This is a genomic window from Paracoccus jiaweipingae (genome assembly GCF_044335505.1).
In the GTDB taxonomy this organism is placed as follows: domain Bacteria; phylum Pseudomonadota; class Alphaproteobacteria; order Rhodobacterales; family Rhodobacteraceae; genus Paracoccus.
The window spans coordinates 475,190-493,661 of the sequence record NZ_JBISBS010000002.1 but is presented as its reverse complement, the minus strand read 5'-3'; the positions used below and the strand labels follow the sequence as shown (position 1 = coordinate 493,661).

At 64.4% G+C, this 18,472-nt stretch carries 14 protein-coding genes; 8 read left to right on the top strand and 6 right to left on the bottom strand.

Annotation, left to right across the window (positions count from 1 at the left end; all coding sequences use genetic code 11):
• Positions 1–103 precede the first annotated feature (103 nt).
• The gene (gene pnp / locus ACFXP9_RS05790) at positions 104–2,239 is read left to right on the top strand and encodes a polyribonucleotide nucleotidyltransferase (protein ID WP_397208955.1); all 2,136 of its coding nucleotides are present in this window, start codon (positions 104–106) and stop codon (positions 2,237–2,239) included.
• Positions 2,240–2,305: 66 nt separating this feature from the next.
• Positions 2,306–3,367 (top strand): glycosyltransferase, encoded by a 1,062-nt coding sequence (locus ACFXP9_RS05785; protein WP_397208954.1) that lies wholly within the window; start codon positions 2,306–2,308, stop codon positions 3,365–3,367.
• Between the two features lie 12 nt (positions 3,368–3,379).
• On the opposite strand, the gene ACFXP9_RS05780 is transcribed toward ACFXP9_RS05785, so the two are convergent.
• From ACFXP9_RS05780 to ACFXP9_RS05770, 3 genes are read right to left on the bottom strand one after another with little or no spacing between them, the layout of a single operon-like run.
• A complete protein-coding gene (locus tag ACFXP9_RS05780; RefSeq protein ID WP_397208953.1) occupies positions 3,380–4,288 on the bottom strand; it encodes a glycosyltransferase family 8 protein in 909 nt (302 codons plus the stop codon).
• Between the two features lie 21 nt (positions 4,289–4,309).
• Positions 4,310–5,188 carry a glycosyl transferase gene (locus tag ACFXP9_RS05775; protein ID WP_397208952.1) on the bottom strand — a complete coding sequence of 293 codons (879 nt, stop codon included), beginning with the start codon at positions 5,186–5,188 and terminating at the stop codon, positions 4,310–4,312.
• A gap of 7 nt (positions 5,189–5,195) precedes the next feature.
• Complete coding sequence (locus tag ACFXP9_RS05770) at positions 5,196–5,852, bottom strand: peroxiredoxin (protein WP_397208951.1); 657 nt, start codon at positions 5,850–5,852, stop codon at positions 5,196–5,198.
• Between the two features lie 210 nt (positions 5,853–6,062).
• Between ACFXP9_RS05770 and ACFXP9_RS05765 the strand changes: the two genes are divergently transcribed.
• The gene (locus ACFXP9_RS05765) at positions 6,063–7,523 is read left to right on the top strand and encodes an aldehyde dehydrogenase family protein (RefSeq protein WP_397208950.1); all 1,461 of its coding nucleotides are present in this window, start codon (positions 6,063–6,065) and stop codon (positions 7,521–7,523) included.
• Positions 7,516–8,913 (top strand): cryptochrome/photolyase family protein, encoded by a 1,398-nt coding sequence (locus tag ACFXP9_RS05760; protein WP_397208949.1) that lies wholly within the window; start codon positions 7,516–7,518, stop codon positions 8,911–8,913. Before ACFXP9_RS05765 ends, ACFXP9_RS05760 begins: the two co-directional genes overlap by 8 nt.
• Positions 8,914–8,977: 64 nt before the next feature.
• Here the strand turns inward: ACFXP9_RS05760 and ACFXP9_RS05755 are convergent, their stop codons facing one another.
• The 3 genes from ACFXP9_RS05755 to ACFXP9_RS05745 form a co-directional block, all read right to left on the bottom strand.
• Entirely contained in the window at positions 8,978–10,609 is a 1,632-nt protein-coding gene (locus ACFXP9_RS05755; RefSeq protein ID WP_397208948.1) for a long-chain-fatty-acid--CoA ligase, read from the bottom strand.
• Positions 10,610–10,677: 68 nt separating this feature from the next.
• A complete protein-coding gene (locus ACFXP9_RS05750; protein ID WP_397208947.1) occupies positions 10,678–11,391 on the bottom strand; it encodes a response regulator transcription factor in 714 nt (237 codons plus the stop codon).
• Entirely contained in the window at positions 11,381–13,249 is a 1,869-nt protein-coding gene (locus ACFXP9_RS05745) for a PAS-domain containing protein (RefSeq protein ID WP_397208946.1), read from the bottom strand. The genes ACFXP9_RS05750 and ACFXP9_RS05745 overlap by 11 nt, the downstream gene beginning before the upstream one ends.
• 186 nt (positions 13,250–13,435) lie before the next feature.
• On the opposite strand from ACFXP9_RS05745, the gene ACFXP9_RS05740 reads away from it, so the two are divergent.
• From ACFXP9_RS05740 to ACFXP9_RS05725, 4 genes are all read left to right on the top strand, one after another.
• Positions 13,436–15,406, top strand: coding sequence for an AMP-binding protein (locus ACFXP9_RS05740; protein ID WP_397208945.1), 1,971 nt, complete (start codon positions 13,436–13,438; stop codon positions 15,404–15,406).
• On the top strand, positions 15,403–16,227 hold the full coding sequence (locus ACFXP9_RS05735) for an ABC transporter ATP-binding protein (RefSeq protein ID WP_397208944.1): 825 nt from the start codon (positions 15,403–15,405) through the stop codon (positions 16,225–16,227). Before ACFXP9_RS05740 ends, ACFXP9_RS05735 begins: the two co-directional genes overlap by 4 nt.
• A 33-nt stretch (positions 16,228–16,260) precedes the next feature.
• Positions 16,261–17,247 carry a branched-chain amino acid ABC transporter permease gene (locus ACFXP9_RS05730; protein WP_397208943.1) on the top strand — a complete coding sequence of 329 codons (987 nt, stop codon included), beginning with the start codon at positions 16,261–16,263 and terminating at the stop codon, positions 17,245–17,247.
• Between the two features lie 108 nt (positions 17,248–17,355).
• Positions 17,356–18,432 (top strand): branched-chain amino acid ABC transporter permease, encoded by a 1,077-nt coding sequence (locus tag ACFXP9_RS05725; protein ID WP_397208942.1) that lies wholly within the window; start codon positions 17,356–17,358, stop codon positions 18,430–18,432.
• Positions 18,433–18,472: the final 40 nt, after the last annotated feature.

The following is an 18,472-nucleotide window of genomic DNA, read 5'->3' as shown; positions in this document are numbered from 1 at the left end:
GCGCCCCCCGGTGGGGCGCGTTTCTCTTTCGGATGCCGGGCAATGGGGCCCGCGCGCCGCACACCCGTCCGGGGGAGGGCCCCCGGCGAGTTAGGATAGACGTATGTTCGACGAAGTGAAAAAATCCATCCAGTGGGGTCAGGACACGCTGACGCTGGAAACCGGCAAAGTGGCCCGTCAGGCCGATGGTTCGGTCATTGCGACGCTGGGGGAAACCAGCGTCATGGCCAACGTGACCTTTGCCAAGGAACCCAAGCCGGGGCAGGACTTCTTCCCGCTGACGGTTCATTATCAGGAAAAATACTATGCCGCGGGCAAGATCCCCGGCGGCTTTTTCAAGCGCGAGGCACGCCCGTCGGAAAAAGAGACGCTGACCGCGCGTCTGATCGACCGCCCCTGCCGCCCGCTGTTCGCCCCCGGCTTCAAAAACGAAGTTCTGGTGATGTGCACCGTGCTGTCGCACGATCTGGTCAATGACCCCGACATCGTCGCAATGATCGCCGCCAGCGCCGCGCTGACCATTTCCGGCGTGCCCTTCATGGGGCCGATCGGTGCCGCCCGCGTCGGTTTCGTCGATGGCGAATATGTGCTGAACCCCGAGGTTCAGGACATGGACCACCTGCGCAACAACCCCGAACAGCGCCTTGATCTGGTCGTTGCCGGCACCAAAGATGCCGTGATGATGGTCGAATCCGAGGCTTACGAGCTGACGGAAGAGGAAATGCTGGGTGCGGTCAAGTTCGGCCACGAACAGATGCAGCCGGTCATTGACCTGATCATCGACCTTGCCGAGGCCGCCGCGAAAGAGCCGTTCGACTTCCGCTCGCCCGACTATTCGACCCTGTTTGCCCGCGTCAAAGATCTGGGCGAGGCCGATATGCGCGCCGCCTATGCCCTGCGCGACAAGGGCGAGCGTCGCGACGCGATCGAGGCCGCCCAGGAAAAGATCAAGGCCGGCCTGACCGAGGATGAACTGGCCGATGCGAACCTTGGTTCGGCGCTGAAAAAGCTGGAATCGGGCATTCTGCGCGGTGACATCATCCGTGGTGGTGCCCGCATTGACGGTCGCGACAACAAGACCGTGCGCCCCATCGAAAGCCAGGTCAGCTTCCTGCCGCGCACCCATGGTTCGGCACTGTTCACCCGTGGTGAAACTCAGGCGCTGGTCGTGACCACCCTTGGCACCGGCGATGATGAACAGATCATCGACGCGCTGCACGGCAATTCGCGCTCGAACTTCCTGCTGCATTACAACTTCCCGCCCTATTCGGTTGGCGAGGTTGGCCGCGTGGGTTCGCCCGGTCGACGCGAAATCGGTCACGGCAAACTGGCATGGCGCGCGCTGCAAGCCGTTCTGCCTGCGGCGACTGACTTTCCCTATACCATCCGCGTGGTGTCCGAGATCACCGAATCGAACGGCTCGTCCAGCATGGCGTCGGTCTGCGGTGGGTCGCTGTCGATGATGGATGCCGGTGTGCCGCTGAAGGCGCCGGTGGCCGGTGTCGCCATGGGTCTGGTTCTGGAAGATCAGGACAACTGGGCCGTGCTGACCGACATTCTGGGTGACGAAGATCACCTGGGCGACATGGACTTCAAGGTTGCGGGGACCGAAAACGGCATCACCAGCCTGCAAATGGACATCAAGGTTCAGGGCATCACCCCCGCCATCATGGAGCAGGCGCTGGCACAGGCCAAAGACGGCCGCCTGCACATCCTTGGCGAGATGAACAAAGCCCTGTCCGCCGGCCGGTCCGAGTTCAGCGCCCACGCCCCGCGTATCGAAACCATGACCATCCCGACCGACAAGATCCGTGAAGTGATCGGTTCGGGCGGCAAGGTCATCCGCGAGATCGTGGAAACCTCGGGTGCGAAAGTCGACATCAACGATGACGGGGTGATCAAGATTGCCTCGGCCAACGCCGATTCCATCAAGAAGGCTTACGACATGATCTATTCGATCGTGGCCGAGCCGGAAGAAGGCAAGGTCTATACCGGCAAGGTCGTCAAGCTGGTCGATTTCGGTGCTTTCGTGAACTTCTTCGGCAAGCGCGACGGTCTGGTTCATGTGTCCCAGATCGCCAACAAGCGTCTTGGCCACCCGAACGAAGTCCTGAAAGAGGGCCAGGAGGTCAAGGTCAAGCTGTTGGGCTTTGACGACCGTGGCAAGGTCCGCCTTGGCATGAAAATGGTCGATCAGGACACCGGCGAAGAGATCGTCGAGAAAAAAGAAGACGAATAATCGTCTTGCAATACGACCCGCCCCCGGATTTTCCGGGGGCGGTTTTTACGACGGAATATGCCGCAAATGAACGCGTTTTTCTTTGTCGTTGACGAAAGACTGGCCGATATTGCCACCGCACAGGCCCTGCGCATCGCCAGTTTGTGGCAGACACAGGTGCATATCTTTGTCGAACGTCGCGACCCTTCGGCCCGTATCCGTCAGGCGCAGGACGCGCCGCTGATTCACTATCACTATGACCGTTTGCTGCCGTTCCTGCCCGCCGGATTGCCCGGCAGCACGGCATGGCCGAACATCGTTTACCTGCGCATTTTCGCGCCTTTCGTGCTGTCGGGCTATCGGCGGCTGATCTATCTGGATGCCGATATTCATGCGCAGCGCGCGCTGCCGGCGATCTGGGATGTGCCGCTGCCTTCGGGGCTGGGGGCGGTCTGCGATTGCGGGGTGCTGGACTGTCCGCCGCCCGATGTCCGGGGCGAACGCGCCGACTGGCTGGCCGATATTTCGGTCCGCTCGGGGCGCTATTTCAATTCGGGCGTGCTGGTGATCGACCCGCAGATCTGGACGGGCATAGATTTCGCCGCCCGGATGCCGGCCTATTTCGCCACCCATCCGACGGTCACACGTTACGATCAGGATTTTCTGAACCACGTTTTCGACGGCAATTGGGTCGAATTGACCCCACAGATGAATTGTCAGGCGCCGATGATGATCTGCGGCCTGTCCGATTGCGTGAACCCCGCCTTTCTGCATTTCAGCCAATATGAAAAGCCGTGGTATGGGCTGCCCTCGGGGTGGCGTTCCGCGATCTCGCGGCGCTTTACGCTGGCGTTCGATCAGGCGCTGCAACAGGCCGGGTTCGACCCGGATGCCTATCGCCGTGATGCCGGGATATCCGGGTTCCGGCGGCTGAAATACGGGCTGCGCCGGGCGCTGTCACGCGCCGGGCTGCGCCTGTCCAAGGAACGCCGCCAGCGGCACGACTGGCACCAGCGGCGCGCGACCATCGCGCAGCATCTGGCGGCGGGTATGGCGCAGGGGGCCTTTGCCGGGGGCGATATGGCCCAGACCGGCCTGCCCGCCGCCACCCCCATCTTTGACGGTCGCTTCATCCGCGCCGAGCTGTAGGCCGCGCCGCGATCAGGGCTGCAAGTCGGGGAAGGCTTTCAAAAAATCCGCCATGTCGCGGCGATAGCGCCACGCGGCGCGGGCGCGCTGGCTCCATAAATCGCGGCGCGGGGCTTTCCACGGCTTTTTCGGCCCGTGGAAATGCACGATGGCCGAGGGGCGCTTTGCCGTTTCATCGCCCGTGCCGCCAATGGCGGCGCTGAAGCGGCGCTGGCGCGGGGTGCGGCCCCAGGAATCGTTCCATGCCGCGTTCAGGTGATGCACCCGCCCGGCAAAGACATTGTTCAGGTGGTCCTGATCGCCCCACGGACAGGCCGAGGCCCGCGCCACATCGCCCATCGCCGCCAGCAGCGCCGGTTCCGCCCGGATCGCGTCGCAATCCAGCAACAGCACCCCCGAATTGAAATAGCCGCTGATATCATCGCCCATCAGCCGGCGCAGTTCGGCCACGCGGGGACGGATGCGCGGCTTGTCCAGATCGCCGCGCGCCTGCCATTTCGCGACGACGTAATCGCGCACCGCTGCCAGCGGCTGGCCCCGCATGTCGATGTCAAACAGCGGCGCCACATCGCCGGTCACGATGGTGTCACCGTCGATATACAGCACCCGCCCGCCCAACTTGGCCGGGATATGCAGCCGCCCCATCGCCGCCGCCGAGATGTGGTCGGACAGCCGCCTGGCCCCGGCCATATCGTCAGCGCCAAGGTCCAGCCGGTGCAGTTTCGCGTCGGGGCGGCTGGCGATGACGCGGGCAACCCCGGACCAGTCATCCTCGGTCAGGCCATCGCCCCAGATATGAATGTCCGGCGCGACCGAGATATGGCGCAGCAAGCTCCAGGCCGAGATCAGCGTGGGCCGGATCAGGCCGCGGTCGGTGACATAGACGATCTGCGGGGCGGTCTGGGGGTTGGTGCTGTGCATAGGGGCCTTCGGGGCTGTGGTTCAGTCATCTAGACTGTTATCATAGGGTATTCCAAGCCCCCGCAGCGCCGAGACGCCCGAGGCGCAGGCCAGCCCGATGCCGCGCTTGTCGGCCATGTCACGGGCCAGCGCGAAACCGGCCAGAATGCGGTCCAGCCCCGCCGACAGCCCGGATGGCGCGGTGCTGTCCGCGCCCTCATAAAAACGCGGCTGGCTGTCATTACTCAGGTCGATCCCGGCCAGCAGGATGCGCCCCGGCATCGCCGCCAGCGCGAATTGCAGCGCGGAAAAGGCGACCGTGCCGGTAATGACCACGCCCGCATCGGGGTCAACCGACAGCGCCGCACCGGCCTTGCGCACCAGCACCGGCGACAGGGCCGGGTCCGACAGCGCCCGGCGCGGCAGGTTCACCGGCTTGGCCAGATTGTCGATCAGCGCCACGGCGCGGTCCTGCAAGGGCGCGCGGCCCCGTTCGGCCCATGCCCGCAACGCGGCGGGCGACAGCAACAGCGGCACATCGCGCGGCAGGGCGGCCAGCATGGGGTGATGGCGAAAGACAAATCGCTCATCCTCGACCGCGACGGCCAGCGGTCGCAGCCGGTCGCACAGCGTCGCCGCGCCGTTGCACAAAATGGCGGTGTCATCCCCCAGCGCCTGCACGCGCTGCGATTTCAGCGAAGGCCCCGACCCGACAACCGCGATCATATCCCTGCCATGCGGGACCAGATCGGCGGCTTTGCGCAGGGTCAGCAATTCGTGGCCGCGCCAGGTGACGCGGCCCGATTTCTTGTCGATGCGCAGCCCCGGCCAGACATCCTGCCTGTGCGCGCGCGACCGCCCAAGGGCCAGCGCCCCCAGACGGATCAGCTTGCGCGACAGCGGCCGGTCGGATCGCGCCAAGGCCGGATCAGGCCTTGGGGTCTTTGACAAAGCGCAGATAGGGCAGCTTTTTGTCGACCTTGCCGAATTTGGCCTCGGCCTGCGCGTCGTCCAGCGACATGGCGGCGATCACGTCCTGACCGGGCAGCCAGTTGGCGGGGGTCGCAATCGGCACCCCGTCGGTGGCCTGAACCGCGTCCAGCGCCCGCAGGATTTCCGCGAAATTGCGGCCCACCGACATCGGATAGGTCATCATCAGGCGCACCTTCTTGTCGGGACCGATGATGAACACGGTGCGCACGGTGGCGCTGTCGGCGGGGGTGCGGCCATCGGGCAGATAGGCCTCGGCGGGCAGCATGTCATAGGCTTTGGCAACCGCCAGCGAGGTATCGTCGATAATCGGGAAATTGGCCGGTTTGCCGGCAAAGGCCTCGATATCGGCTTTCCATTTGCGGTGTTCCTCGGCGCTGTCGACGGACACGCCGATCACCTTGGTGTTGCGCTTTTCGAATTCCGGGGCCAGTTGCGCCACGGCACCGAACTCGGTCGTGCAGACCGGGGTGAAATCCTTGGGGTGGCTGAAGATGATCGCATAGCTGTCGCCGATGAAATCATGCAGCTTCAGTTCCCCTTCCGAGCTGTCGGCGGTGAAATCGGGGGCGGTATCGTTGATGCGCAATGCCATGGTGGTGCCTTTCTGTGGATAAGGTCAGGGCAGAAGATAGGCGCTTGCGCGCAGAATGAAAGGGCGGATCGGCATGTTAAAATGACTGACCGATCGGTCGATCTGACGAAGGTTTCGGCCTTGCGACGGCAGGCGCGCGGTGACAGGCTGATGCGAAACCGCAATCCGGGTTGGCGGGTTGTGATGGATCGAACAGGAAAGGACCACGGCATGAGCGATCTGCTGGACAAGCGCAAGTTCTATATCGACGGCGAATGGGTCGACCCCGCCACCCCCAACGACCTTGAGGTGATCGACCCCTCGACCGAGGAGCCGGTGGCCGTGATCTCGGTCGGGGGGCAGGCCGATACCGACAAGGCGGTTGCCGCCGCCAAACGGGCCTTTGCCAGCTGGTCGAAAACCCCGCCGGAACAGCGTCTGGCCTATGTCGAAAAGATCCTCGACATCTATAAGCGGCGCAATGACGATGTGGCCTGGGCGATCACCAATGAAATGGGTGCCCCGACCGATATGTCGCAGGGCGATCAGGCCGGGTCGGGCAGTTTCCACATCGAAACCTTTATCGACACCTTCCGCGATTTCGAATTTGTTCGCCCGCTTGGCGATCACGCCCCGACCAGCATGGTGTCGTGGGAACCGGTCGGCGTGGTGGCGGCGATCACGCCGTGGAACTGGCCGATGAATCAGGTCACGCTGAAGGTCATTCCGGCGCTGCTGGCCGGTGACACGGTGGTGCTGAAACCGTCCGAGATCGCGCCGCTGTCCTCGATGGTCTTTGCCGAAATCATTGACGAGGCCGGTCTGCCCGCCGGGGTGTTCAACCTTGTCAACGGCGATGGCGCGGGTGTGGGCACCCAGCTGTCTGTGCATCCCGACGTGGATATGGTGTCGTTCACGGGTTCGACCCGCGCGGGCATCGCCATCACCAAGGCGGCGGCCGATACGGTCAAGAAAGTGGTGCTGGAACTGGGTGGCAAGGGCGCCAACCTGATCTTTGCCGATGCCGATGAAAAGGCGGTGGTGCGCGGGGCGCGGCATTGCTTTTACAACAGCGGCCAGTCCTGCAACGCGCCGACCCGGATGCTGGTGCAGCGCGCGGTCTATGACAAGGCGGTCGAAACCGCAGCCGAGGTCGCCAACAAGACCGCCGTTGCCAGCGCCCATGACAGCGGCCGCCATATCGGCCCGGTGGTCAGCAAGACCCAGTGGGACAAGATTCAGGACCTGATCCAGAAAGGCATTGACGAGGGCGCGCGGCTGGTCGCCGGTGGCACCGGCCTGCCCGAGGGCGTCAACCGTGGCTATTACGTCCGCCCGACGGTGTTTGCCGATGTCAATAACGACATGACCATCGCCCGGCAGGAGATCTTCGGCCCGGTGCTGTCGATCATCCCCTTCGACACCGAGGAAGAGGCCATCGCCATCGCCAATGACACCATCTATGGCCTGACCAATTACGTCCAGACCCAGGACGGCGCGCGCCGCAACCGCGTTGCCCGCGCCCTGCGGTCCGGCATGGTGGAAACCAACGGCGTCGGCCGTGGTCGCGGTTCGGCGTTTGGCGGGGTCAAGGCCTCGGGGCGCGCGCGCGAGGGCGGCATCATGGGCCTTGAGGAGTTCATGGACAGCAAGGCCATCAGCGGCTGGGACACCGACGCCGGCGATGCCTGAGCCGGTTTCGATCTGGTGGGCTGGCCGCGATCTGCGGCTGGCCGACAACCCGGCGCTGTGCGCCGCAGCGGGCCGGGGCCGGGTGGTCCCGGTCTTTGTTCTGGACGATGCCTGCGCGGCCTTGGGGGCCGCCGCAGGCTGGCGTCTGGCACAGTCGATGGCGGTGCTGGATGCCGACCTGCGCCGCCGTCACGCAAGGCTGGTGGTGCGGCGCGGATCGCCCGCGCAGGTGCTGGCCGGTCTGGCGCGCGAAACCGGCGCCGATCAGGTGCATCTGAACAGCGGCCTGCCGTTCTTTCACGTCGGTGACGACACGGTGGACGCGCTGCGCGCTGCCGGGGTGTCGCTGGTTGTGCATGGCGGCAACTGGCTGTTGCCGCCGGGGCGGGTGCTGACCGGGCAGGGCACCGCCTATCGCAAATTCACGCCATTCTGGAAAAACCTGCGCGGCCATGACATTGCCGCGCCGCTGCCCGCGCCTGCGCCGCTGACCTGCCCCGACCTGCCGGCGGGGCTGGATGCGGCGGATTGGGGGCTTGGCCGTGCGATGCGGCGCGGGGCCGGGGTGCTGGGGCGCCATCACACCGTGGGCGAGGCAGCCGCCGCCGAACGGCTGGCCGAATTTCTGGACGCGGCCCTGACCGCCTATCCCGAGGATCGCAACCGGCCTGACAAGCGGCAGGGCACCTCGGGCCTGTCGGATGCGCTGGCGGTGGGCGAAATCAGCGCCCGGCAGGTCTGGCACGCCGCGCGCGGGGCCATGCAGCGCGGCAATCGCGGCGCCGAGGCATTCTTGTCGGAACTGGCATGGCGCGATTTCGCCCGCGATTTGTGGTTTCACAGCCCGGATATGGACCGCAGCGCGTGGAACCCCGATTGGGCGCGTTTCCCGTGGCGCGGCGGTGACAGTGGCGAGGGCGCCAGGGCCGCGCAGGCATGGCAGCGGGCGCAGACAGGGATCGACATGGTCGATGCCGGGATGCGCGAGCTTTACGCCACCGGGCGGATGCATAACCGGGTGCGGATGATTGTTGCCAGCTATCTGACCAAGCATTTGCTGGTGGACTGGCGCGTCGGGCTGGCGTGGTTTGCCGATACGCTGACCGACTGGGACCCGGCCAGCAATGCGATGAACTGGCAATGGGTGGCGGGCAGCGGCCCGGATGCGGCGCCGTTCTTTCGCATTTTCAACCCCGACACGCAGGCCGATAAATTCGACACCAAAACCCGCTATCGTGACCACTGGCTGCGGGGCGAAGGGGCGCGCGATTTTGCCGCCGCCGTGCCGCAAAGCTGGCCTGACCCGCTGGCCCGTCCCGCGCAGCCCGTCATGGCGCTGGCCGAGGGGCGGGCGCGGGCGCTGGCGGCCTATGAGCGGCTGAAAGGTTAGGCGATTGACCCCGCCGGGGCGGCGGGGTCAGCCTCCGGCGGGGATATTTGGGCCAGGATGAAGGTCAGGCACCGTCAGCGGGCCACAGCACATCGCCATACTGGCGGCGCAGGTCGGCCTTGACCACCTTGCCGGTGGCGCCAAGCGGCAGCGTTTCGACAAAGATCACCTTGTCGGGCACCTGCCATGTCGGAACCTTGCCGTCGTAAAAGGCCAGCAGGTCGGCCTCGGTCAGGCCCGACTGGGGCCGGCGCTGGACGATCAGCACCGGGCGTTCATCCCATTTCGGATGCCGGGCGGCGATGGCGGCGGCATTCGCAACCCTGGGATGCGCGATGGCGATGTTTTCCAGATCGACGGTCGAGATCCATTCCCCGCCCGATTTGATAATATCCTTGGACCGGTCGCGAATGACCATATAGCCATCCGGGTCGATGGTCGCGATATCGCCGGTATCGAACCAGCCGTCATAGGTCAGCGCGGTCTTTTCCTGCCCGAAATAGTGGTCGACGACCCAGTGGCCGCGGATCTGCAATTCGCCCTGCGTCTGGCCGTCATCGGGGATCAGGTGGCCTTCGGCATCGACCAGCCGCAACTGGACCCCGAACAGGGGCCGCCCCTGGGCGCGGGCCAGCGTGTCGCGGTCCTCGGGGGGCAGGTCCATGTGCTTTTGCAGCGGGCGGTTGACGGTGCCAAGCGGGCTGGTTTCGGTCATGCCCCAGGCATGGACCAGCTCGACCCCGTAATCCTGCCGGAAGATCGTCGCCATCGAGGGCGGCAGCGCCGATCCGCCCACCACCGTGCGCGTCATCGAGGCCGCTTTGGACCCGGTCTTGCGCAGCCCGTCCAGCAGCCCCATCCAGATGGTCGGCACCCCGCAGGACACGGTGACCTGTTCGTCGTCGATCAGGCGTGCAAGGCTTTCGCCGTCCAGCCGCGGGCCGGGCATCACCAGCCGCGCGCCGGTCATCGCGGCCATGTAAGGGGTGCCCCAGGCGTTGACATGAAACATCGGCACCACCGGCATCACGCTGTCGGCGGCGGAAATGCCGAACCCGTCGGGCTGGTTCGCGGCCATCGCGTGCAGGATGGTCGAACGGTGGGTGTAAAGCACCCCCTTGGGGTTGCCGGTCGTCCCCGAGGTATAGCACAGGCTGGACGGCGCGGTTTCGTCGATGGCGGGCCATGTAAAACCGGCCTCGCCCTCGGCCAGCAGGTCGTCATAGAACAGCAGGCCGGGGATCTGTTCGGCCAGCGCCGCGTCGCGCGGGGCCATCAGCACCACCCCGCGCAGCGTCGGCAACTGGTCGCGCAGCGCCGCGATCAGCGGCACGAAACTGGTTTCAAGGAACAAAAACCTGTCGCTGGCATCATTGACAATAAAGGCCAGCTGTTCGGGCGCCAGCCGGGGGTTGATGGTGTGACAGACCATGCCCGCGCCTGCGATGCCGAAATACAGTTCCAGATGGCGGCGGTTGTTCCAGGCCAGCGTCGCGATGCGGTCGCCCTGTTCCATGCCCCGCGCCATCAGCGCCGATGCCAGCCGCCGGGCATTTTCCGCCACGCCCCCCCATGTGGTGCGCTCGAACCCGCCTTCGGTCACGGCGGACACGATCTGGGTCTGGTGGTGATAGCGGTCGGCATGGTCGATCAGGCTGCCGATCGACAGCGGCTGGTGCATCATCTTGCCAAGCATGGGGGCCTCCTCTTCCCGTGTCGCGCCAGATTAGGGCGGCGGCGCGGCAAGGCAAGGCGGACGCCGGGTCAGGGCCAGTCGACCTCGGCCAGAAAGATATAGCCGGCGCCATAGATGGTCTTGATCAGGCGCGGATTCTTGGGGTCTTCGCGCAGCTTGGTGCGCAGCCGTGAAATGCGCACATCCATGGCGCGGTCAAAGGCCTCGCCGCCCGAACCGCCAAGGCTTTCCTGCATCTGGATGCGGGTGATCAGACGGCGCGGGGCGTCAAGGAACAGGCGCAGCATTTCAGCCTCGGCATGGCTGAGGGGGGTGTCCTCGCCATCGGGGGCGGTCAGGGCATAGCGGTCGAAATCGGCCTGCCAGCCGGCAAAGCGGGCAATGCCGCCGGTCCTGGCGGCGCCGTTCCCGGCCGGGCGGCGCAGGCGGGCGCGGATGCGGGCGACGACCTCGGCCGGGTCGAAGGGCTTGGTGATGTAATCATCGGCCCCCAGTTCCAGCCCGGTGACGCGGTCCTGAACCTGTGCCCGCCCCGAAATGATGATCACTGCCGCCCCCGATTCGGTTGCCAGCCTGTTGACCAGCGCCAGCCCGTCGCGGTCAGGCAGGCCAAGGTCGATCAGCACCGCATCGGGGGTGACGCGGCGCAGCCCGGCCTCGAATTCGGTGGCGCGGCCAAAGCTGACGGTGCGGAACCCGGCGCTTTCCAGCGCATCGGCCAGCAGGCGCCGGATCTGGGCCTCGTCATCCAGAATCGCGATCAGGGGGGCGTCAGTGGTCATCGGGCAGATCCTGTAAATGCGCGGCCAGCAGGCTGGCGTCGAAAGGTTTGGTCAGCACCGGGCAGGGGGCGCCCTGGCGTTCGGGGGCGCCGGGGGGCAGCGCGGTCATCAGCAGCATCGGCAGCCCCGCCGCCGCCAGATCGCGCCCCAGCCCGTCCCCCAGTTGCAGATCGCTGAGGATCGCGGACAGGCCGGGCAGGTCGGTCAGGCCCTGAGCCTCGGCCAGCGATGCGGCCTCGATCACGGCATGGCCCATGCCGGTCAGCATCTGGCGGGTATGGGCGCGGATTTCGGGGTCGTCCTCGACCAGCAGGACCAGCCGCGGGCGCACCACCCGGCGCGGCAGGCGCAGCCGCACCCGCGCGCCCTGCGCCGTGTTGTCCAGCCGCAGCGACCCGCCCGCCGTCTTGACCAGATCATAGACCATCGCCAGCCCCAGCCCGCTGCCTGCCGCGCCCTTGGTGGTGAAAAACGGCTGGATCGCCTGGTCCAGCGCCTCGGGCGGGAAGCCGGGGCCGCTGTCCTGCACCGTCAGGTCCAGCCAGTCACCCTGTTCGCGCGCCGACAGGGTGATGCGCCCACAGCCCTGCATTGCATCACGGGCGTTCAGCAGCAGGTTCAGCACCGCATCCTGCAAGCCGCCGCCATCCAGCAACAGCGGCTGGCCGCGCAGGTCCATCTGAAGCGTCAGCACCACATCCGCCCCCAGCGAGGGCCGCGCCATCAGCGCCAGATCGCGCAGCAGCGTCGCCGGGTCGGTGGGCTGGCTGAAGCCGTCGCGCGGGGTGGTCATGCCGGTGATCTGGTCCAGCAGCGCCGCCCCGCGACGGGCAGCGGCCAGCGTCGCCTCGACATCGCTGGCCGCCGCGTCGGGCAGGTCAGCCGCCCTGAGGCGGCTTTGCAGTCCCAGAATAATGGTCAGCAGATTGCCGAAATCATGCGCAAGCCCGTTGGTCAGCTGCGCCGCCAGCGCCCGGCGCCCGGCCTGTGCGACGGTTTCGCGGGCCTGCACCTCGGCGGTGACATCGGTGGACAGGATATAGACGCCGCCGCCGGTGCCATCGGGGGTCAGCGCGATGCGCACCCGCCGCCCCGAAGGCGCGTCGGTGATCTCGAACACCTGCGGCTGGCCGGCGATGGCGGCGTCCATATGCGGGCGGATGCGGGCAAAGGTTTCGGCCCCCAGCGCCGCCTTTCCGGTCATGCCGATAATGTCGCGCCCGGCGGCGGGGAACACCGTGCTGATCTGGCGGTTCGAGAAGGTATAGCGGTAATCGCGGTCCATATGCGCGATATGGGCGGGCACCATGCCGGTGATGCGGCGGGTGCGGGCCTCGGACGCGCTGGCGGTGCGCTGTGCCTCGGACAGGGCGGCGTTGGTGGCGGCCAGCTGGCGGTTGGCGGCGGCCAGACGTTCGGCATGGCGCAGCACCTGCGCGCTGGCCTCGGATGCGCGCAGGCGCAGCATTTCCTCGTGTTCGCGGATCTCGGTGATGTCGGTATAGACGGCGACCCAGCCGCCCTGCGCCAGCGGCGCCCCCTCGACCGAGATGATGCGGCCATTGGGGCGCACGCGTTCGATGTAATGCGGCTGAAAGGTGCGGGCCTGTTCGACGCGCAGCTGCACGGCGCGGTCCGGGTCGGTCTGGGTACCGTATTCGCCGCGCAGCACCAGATGGCGCACCGTGTCCTGAAAGCTGGCGCCGGGCCGGGTCAGTTCGGGCGGCAGGTCGAACAGGTCGCGATAGGGCTGGTTGCACACCGCCAGCCGCAGATCGGCATCGAAAATCGAAATCGCCTGCGCGATCAGGTTCAGCCCCGACCGCGTCAGTTCGGCGTGATATTCCGCTGCTGACATGGTTTTCCCTTCCTTCCCCGATATTTGGCTAGCATCCCGTGGGGCCGGGGGAAAGCCTGTAACATTTGGTTGGATTTCCGCAAAACCGTGGCAAGAATCAGCCGCAACAGTGATTCCCGTCAGTGCGGAAGTGAGGAGCCGCACCGACACGAGGACGGTCCCGCAGCGGACCGGGAGGGAGGAGAGATGGTGATACAGCCGACCGGCGATGCCGGCCTGCAATCCATTCCGGCGCTGCTGGCGCGGAACGTTCAGCGATATGGCAACCAACCCGCCTATCGCGAGAAAGAGTTCGGCATCTGGCAAAGCTGGACATGGTCACAGGCAGCACGCGAAATCCGCGATCTGGCTTTGGGCTTTCTGGTGCTGGGGGTGCGCCCCGGCGATTATGTGGCGATCATCGGGCGCAATCGCCCGGCGCATTACTGGTCGATGGTGGCCGCGCAGATGTGCGGTGCCGTGCCGGTGCCGCTGTATCAGGACGCCGTCGCGGACGAGATGGCCTATGTGCTGGATCACTGCGGCGCGCGTTTCGTCGTATGCGGCGATCAGGAACAGGTCGACAAGGTGCTTGAGGTCGGTGACCGCGCGCCTGCGATCGAACAGATCATCTATACCGACAAGCGCGGGATGCGGAAATATGACCATGGTCATATGAACGCGCTGGAACATGTCCAGTCCGAGGGTCGCGCCGCCGAACAGCGCCTTGGCCGGGAACTGGACGCCCGCACCGCCGCGCGCGGTTACGACGACACCTGCGTCATGCTGTATACCAGCGGCACCACCGGCAAGCCCAAGGGCGTGGTGCTGTCGAACCGCAATATCATCGAAACCGCCCGCGCCACCTCGGAATTTGACGGTCTGAACCACACGGACGAGGTTCTGGCCTATCTGCCGATGGCATGGGTGGGCGATTTCATCTTTTCGGTCGCACAGGCAATGTGGAACGGCTTTACGGTCAATTGCCCCGAAAGCCCCGAAACCATGATGACCGACCTGCGAGAGATCGGGCCGACCTATTTCTTTGCCCCGCCGCGGGTGTTCGAAGGGCAGCTGACCAATGTGATGATCCGCATGGAAGATGCGGGCAGGTTCAAGCAATGGCTGTTCAGACATTACATGAAGCTGGCCCGCCGCATTGGCACCGCCATGCTGGACCGTCGTCCGGTCACGGTGGTGGACAAGCTGCGCTATAACCTTGGCAAGCTGTTCATTTACGGCCCGCTGAAGGACACGCTGGGCTTTGGCCGCATCCGCGTCGGCTATACCGCCGGCGAGGCCATCGGACCCGAGATTTTCGACTTTTATCGCAGCCTTGGGATCAACCTGAAACAGCTTTACGGCCAGACCGAGGCATCGGTGTTCATCGCCCAACAGCCCGACGGTCAGGTCCGGTCCGACACGGTCGGCGTCGCCAGTCCGGGCGTGGAAATCAAGATCGCGGATAATGGCGAGGTGTTGTATCGCAGCCCCGGCAGTTTCGTCGAATATTACAAAAACGCCGAAAGCACCGCCTCGACCAAGGATGCCGAGGGCTGGGTGGCGACCGGCGATGCCGGGTTCTTTGAACCCGATACCGGCCATCTGCGCATTATCGACCGTGCCAAGGATGTCGGCAAAATGGCCGATGGCAGCCTGTTCGCCCCGAAATATGTGGAAAACAAGCTGAAATTCTATCCCAACATCCTTGAGGCCGTGGTGTTCGGCAATGGCCGCGACACCTGCACCGCGTTCATCAATATCGACCTGCAAGCGGTCGGAAACTGGGCCGAGCGGAACAACATCGCCTATGCCAGCTATCAGGAACTGGCCGCGCATCCGCAGGTCTATCAGGCCATCCGCGAGCATGTCGAAGAGGTGAACCGGTCCGTCGCGCAAGACCCGATGCTGTCGGGCTGTCAGATCCACCGTTTCCTTGTGCTGCACAAGGAACTGGATGCCGATGACGGCGAAATGACCCGGACCCGCAAGGTGCGCCGCCCGGTGATCGCCGAGAAATTCGCAGATCTGATCGACGGCCTCTATAACGGTGCCGACAGCGTCTATACCGAGACCGAAGTCACCTATGAGGACGGTCGCAAGGGCGCCATCAAGGCCACGGTCCGCATCGAGGACGCGCCGACCTTTCCCCCCGCAAAACAAGAGGTGGCGGCATGAGCTATGATCCCGCAGCCGAAGGCTATGTGACCGCCGATGGCCGCCAGATCGGCGGGGTGCTGATGGAATTGCAAAACATCACCCTGCGTTTCGGCGGCGTGGTGGCGATCAAGGATATCAGCTTTGACATCCGCGATGGCGAGATCCGCGCCATTATCGGGCCGAACGGGGCTGGCAAATCCTCGATGCTGAACGTGATTTCGGGCTTTTACACCCCGACCGAGGGGCGCGTGATCTATAAGGGCTATCCGCGCGGCCCGATGCGCCCCTATCAGGTCGCGCGTCTGGGCATCGCCCGCACCTTCCAGAACATCGCACTGTTTGACGGCATGTCGGTGCTGGACAACATCATGACCGGTCGCCTGACGATGATGAAATCCGGCATTTTCAGCCAGGCCCTGTGGTGGGGCGCGGCCGAGAAAGAGGAAATCGAGCATCGCGAGAAAGTCGAAAAGATCATCGACTTTCTGGAAATCCAGAACATCCGCAAAACCCCGGTCGGGCGCCTGCCCTATGGCCTGAAAAAGCGGGTGGAACTGGCCCGCGCACTGGCCGCCGAACCCAAGCTGTTGCTGCTGGACGAACCCATGGCCGGCATGAATGTCGAGGAAAAAGAGGACATGTGCCGCTTTATCCTGGATGTGAATGACGAATTCGGCACCACAATCGCGCTGATCGAACATGATATGGGCGTGGTGATGGACCTGTCCGACCGCGTGGTCGTGATGGATTACGGCCGCAAGATCGGTGACGGCACCCCCGACGAGGTGCGCAACAACCAAGAGGTCATCGACGCATATCTGGGGGTGTCCCATGACTGACGCGACCCAAAACCGCCAGCCGAAAAGGGGGGCATGATGGAGCAGCTTCTTTATTCATCCGAGGTCATGCTGAACGGTCTGATGACCGGCGTCATGTATGCCCTTGTCGCGCTGGGTTTCGTCCTGATCTACAAGGCATCTGGCGTATTCAACTATGCCCAGGGGGTGCTGGCGCTGTTCGCGGCGCTGACGCTGGTGGGCATCCAGCAGGGTCAGGTGCCCTTTGCGCATCTGATCAACGCCATGTTCGGCACCCATATCGAGAATTTCGGCTGGACCCTTCCCGCCATCGTGGCGATCGTGCTGACCGCCGGCGTGATGGTGATCATGGCCATCCTGATCGAAAAGCTGGTGCTGAAACATCTGGTCGGTCAGGAACCGATCATCCTGTTCATGGCGACCATCGGTCTGGCCTATTTCCTTGAAGGGCTTGGCGACGTGATGTGGGGTGCCGACATCAAGACGCTGGATGTGGGCCTGCCGCAGGGCATTTCCGAAACCGTGGAAACCATGACCAATGACTGGTTCGGCTATGGCTTCTTTATCGACCGGCTGGACATCTGGGCCGCGATCATTGCCGCCGCGCTGGTGGCCTCGCTGGTGGCGTTTTCGCAATACACCAAGCAGGGCCGTGCCATGCGCGCCGTGGCCGATGACCATCAGGCCGCGCTGTCGGTGGGGATCAGCCTGCAATTCATCTGGATCATGGTCTGGTCGATCGCGGGCTTTGTCGCGCTGGTCGCGGGCATCATGTGGGGCACCAAATCGGGCGTCCAGTTCAGCCTGTCGCTGATCGCGCTGAAGGCGCTGCCGGTGCTGATGCTGGGGGGCTTTACCTCGATCCCCGGTGCCATTGTCGGCGGGCTGATCATTGGCATGGGTGAAAAGCTGTTCGAATACTGGGTTGGCCCGCTGATCGGTGGCGCAACGGAAAACTGGTTCGCCTATGTGCTGGCGCTGGTCTTTCTGGTGTTCCGTCCGCAGGGCCTGTTCGGCGAAAAAATCATCGAGAGGGTCTGACCATGGCGCAGTTCGACAGGCCTGACAGGGGTATTTGGACAACAAAGAAGCCCGCTTCTTCGTTGCTTAAATACCCGAATCCGCGGCGCTGAGATTGGAGAGATCACGATGTTTTACCGTGAAGCAGGCGATTTCAAGACCACCTATCGCGACGACAACCAGACCTTTCCCATCGTGTTCGACCGCTGGCGTTACTATGCGGTTCTGGCGGTGGCCTTCGGGATCATCCCGTTCCTGATCAACGATTACTGGGCCAATGCCGTTTTCGTGCCGTTCCTGATCTATGCCATTGCGGCAATCGGGCTGAACATCCTGACCGGATATGCGGGTCAGGTCAGCCTTGGGACGGGCGGTTTCATGGCGGTGGGGGCCTATGCCGTCTATAAGCTGGCGACCGCCTTCCCCGAGGTGAATATCGTCATTCACATCCTGCTGGCCGGTGGCATTACCGCCATTGTGGGAATGCTGTTTGGCCTGCCATCGCTGCGTATCAAGGGGTTCTATCTGGCGGTGGCGACGCTGGCGGCGCAGTTCTTTCTGGTCTGGCTGTTCAACAAGGTGCCGTGGTTTTACAACTATTCCGCCTCGGGCCAGATCAACGCGCCCGAACGGACGGTGCTGGGTCAGATCGTGACCGGGCCACAGACCTCGGCCAGCGCGAAATACCTGATCTGTCTGGTCTTTGCCGTGGGTCTGGCCTGGGTTGCGCGCAACCTGACCCGCGGCACCATCGGTCGCAAATGGATGGCGATCCGCGACATGGACATCGCGGCCGAGATCATCGGGGTGAACCCGCTGACGGCCAAGCTGACGGCCTTTGGTGTGTCGTCCTTCTTTGTCGGGGTGGCGGGCGCGCTGTTCTTTGTCGTCTATCTGGGCGCGGCTGAAGTGACCGAGGCATTCGGGATCAACAAATCGTTCCTGATCCTGTTCATGGTCATTATCGGTGGCCTGGGGTCGATTTTCGGCAGCTTTGCCGGGGCCGCTTTTCTGGTGCTGCTGCCGGTGCTGCTGAAGAACCTGCTGGTCGATGGCATGGGCTGGCCGACCAATATGGCCGCGCATATCGAACTGATGATCGTGGGCGCGCTGATCGTGTTTTTCCTGATCGTCGAACCGCACGGGCTGGCCCGGCTGTGGTCGCTGGCCAAGGAAAAGCTGCGGCTGTGGCCGTTCCCGCATTAACCACAAGAACCGGAAAAACCGGCGTCAACCGTTTACGATT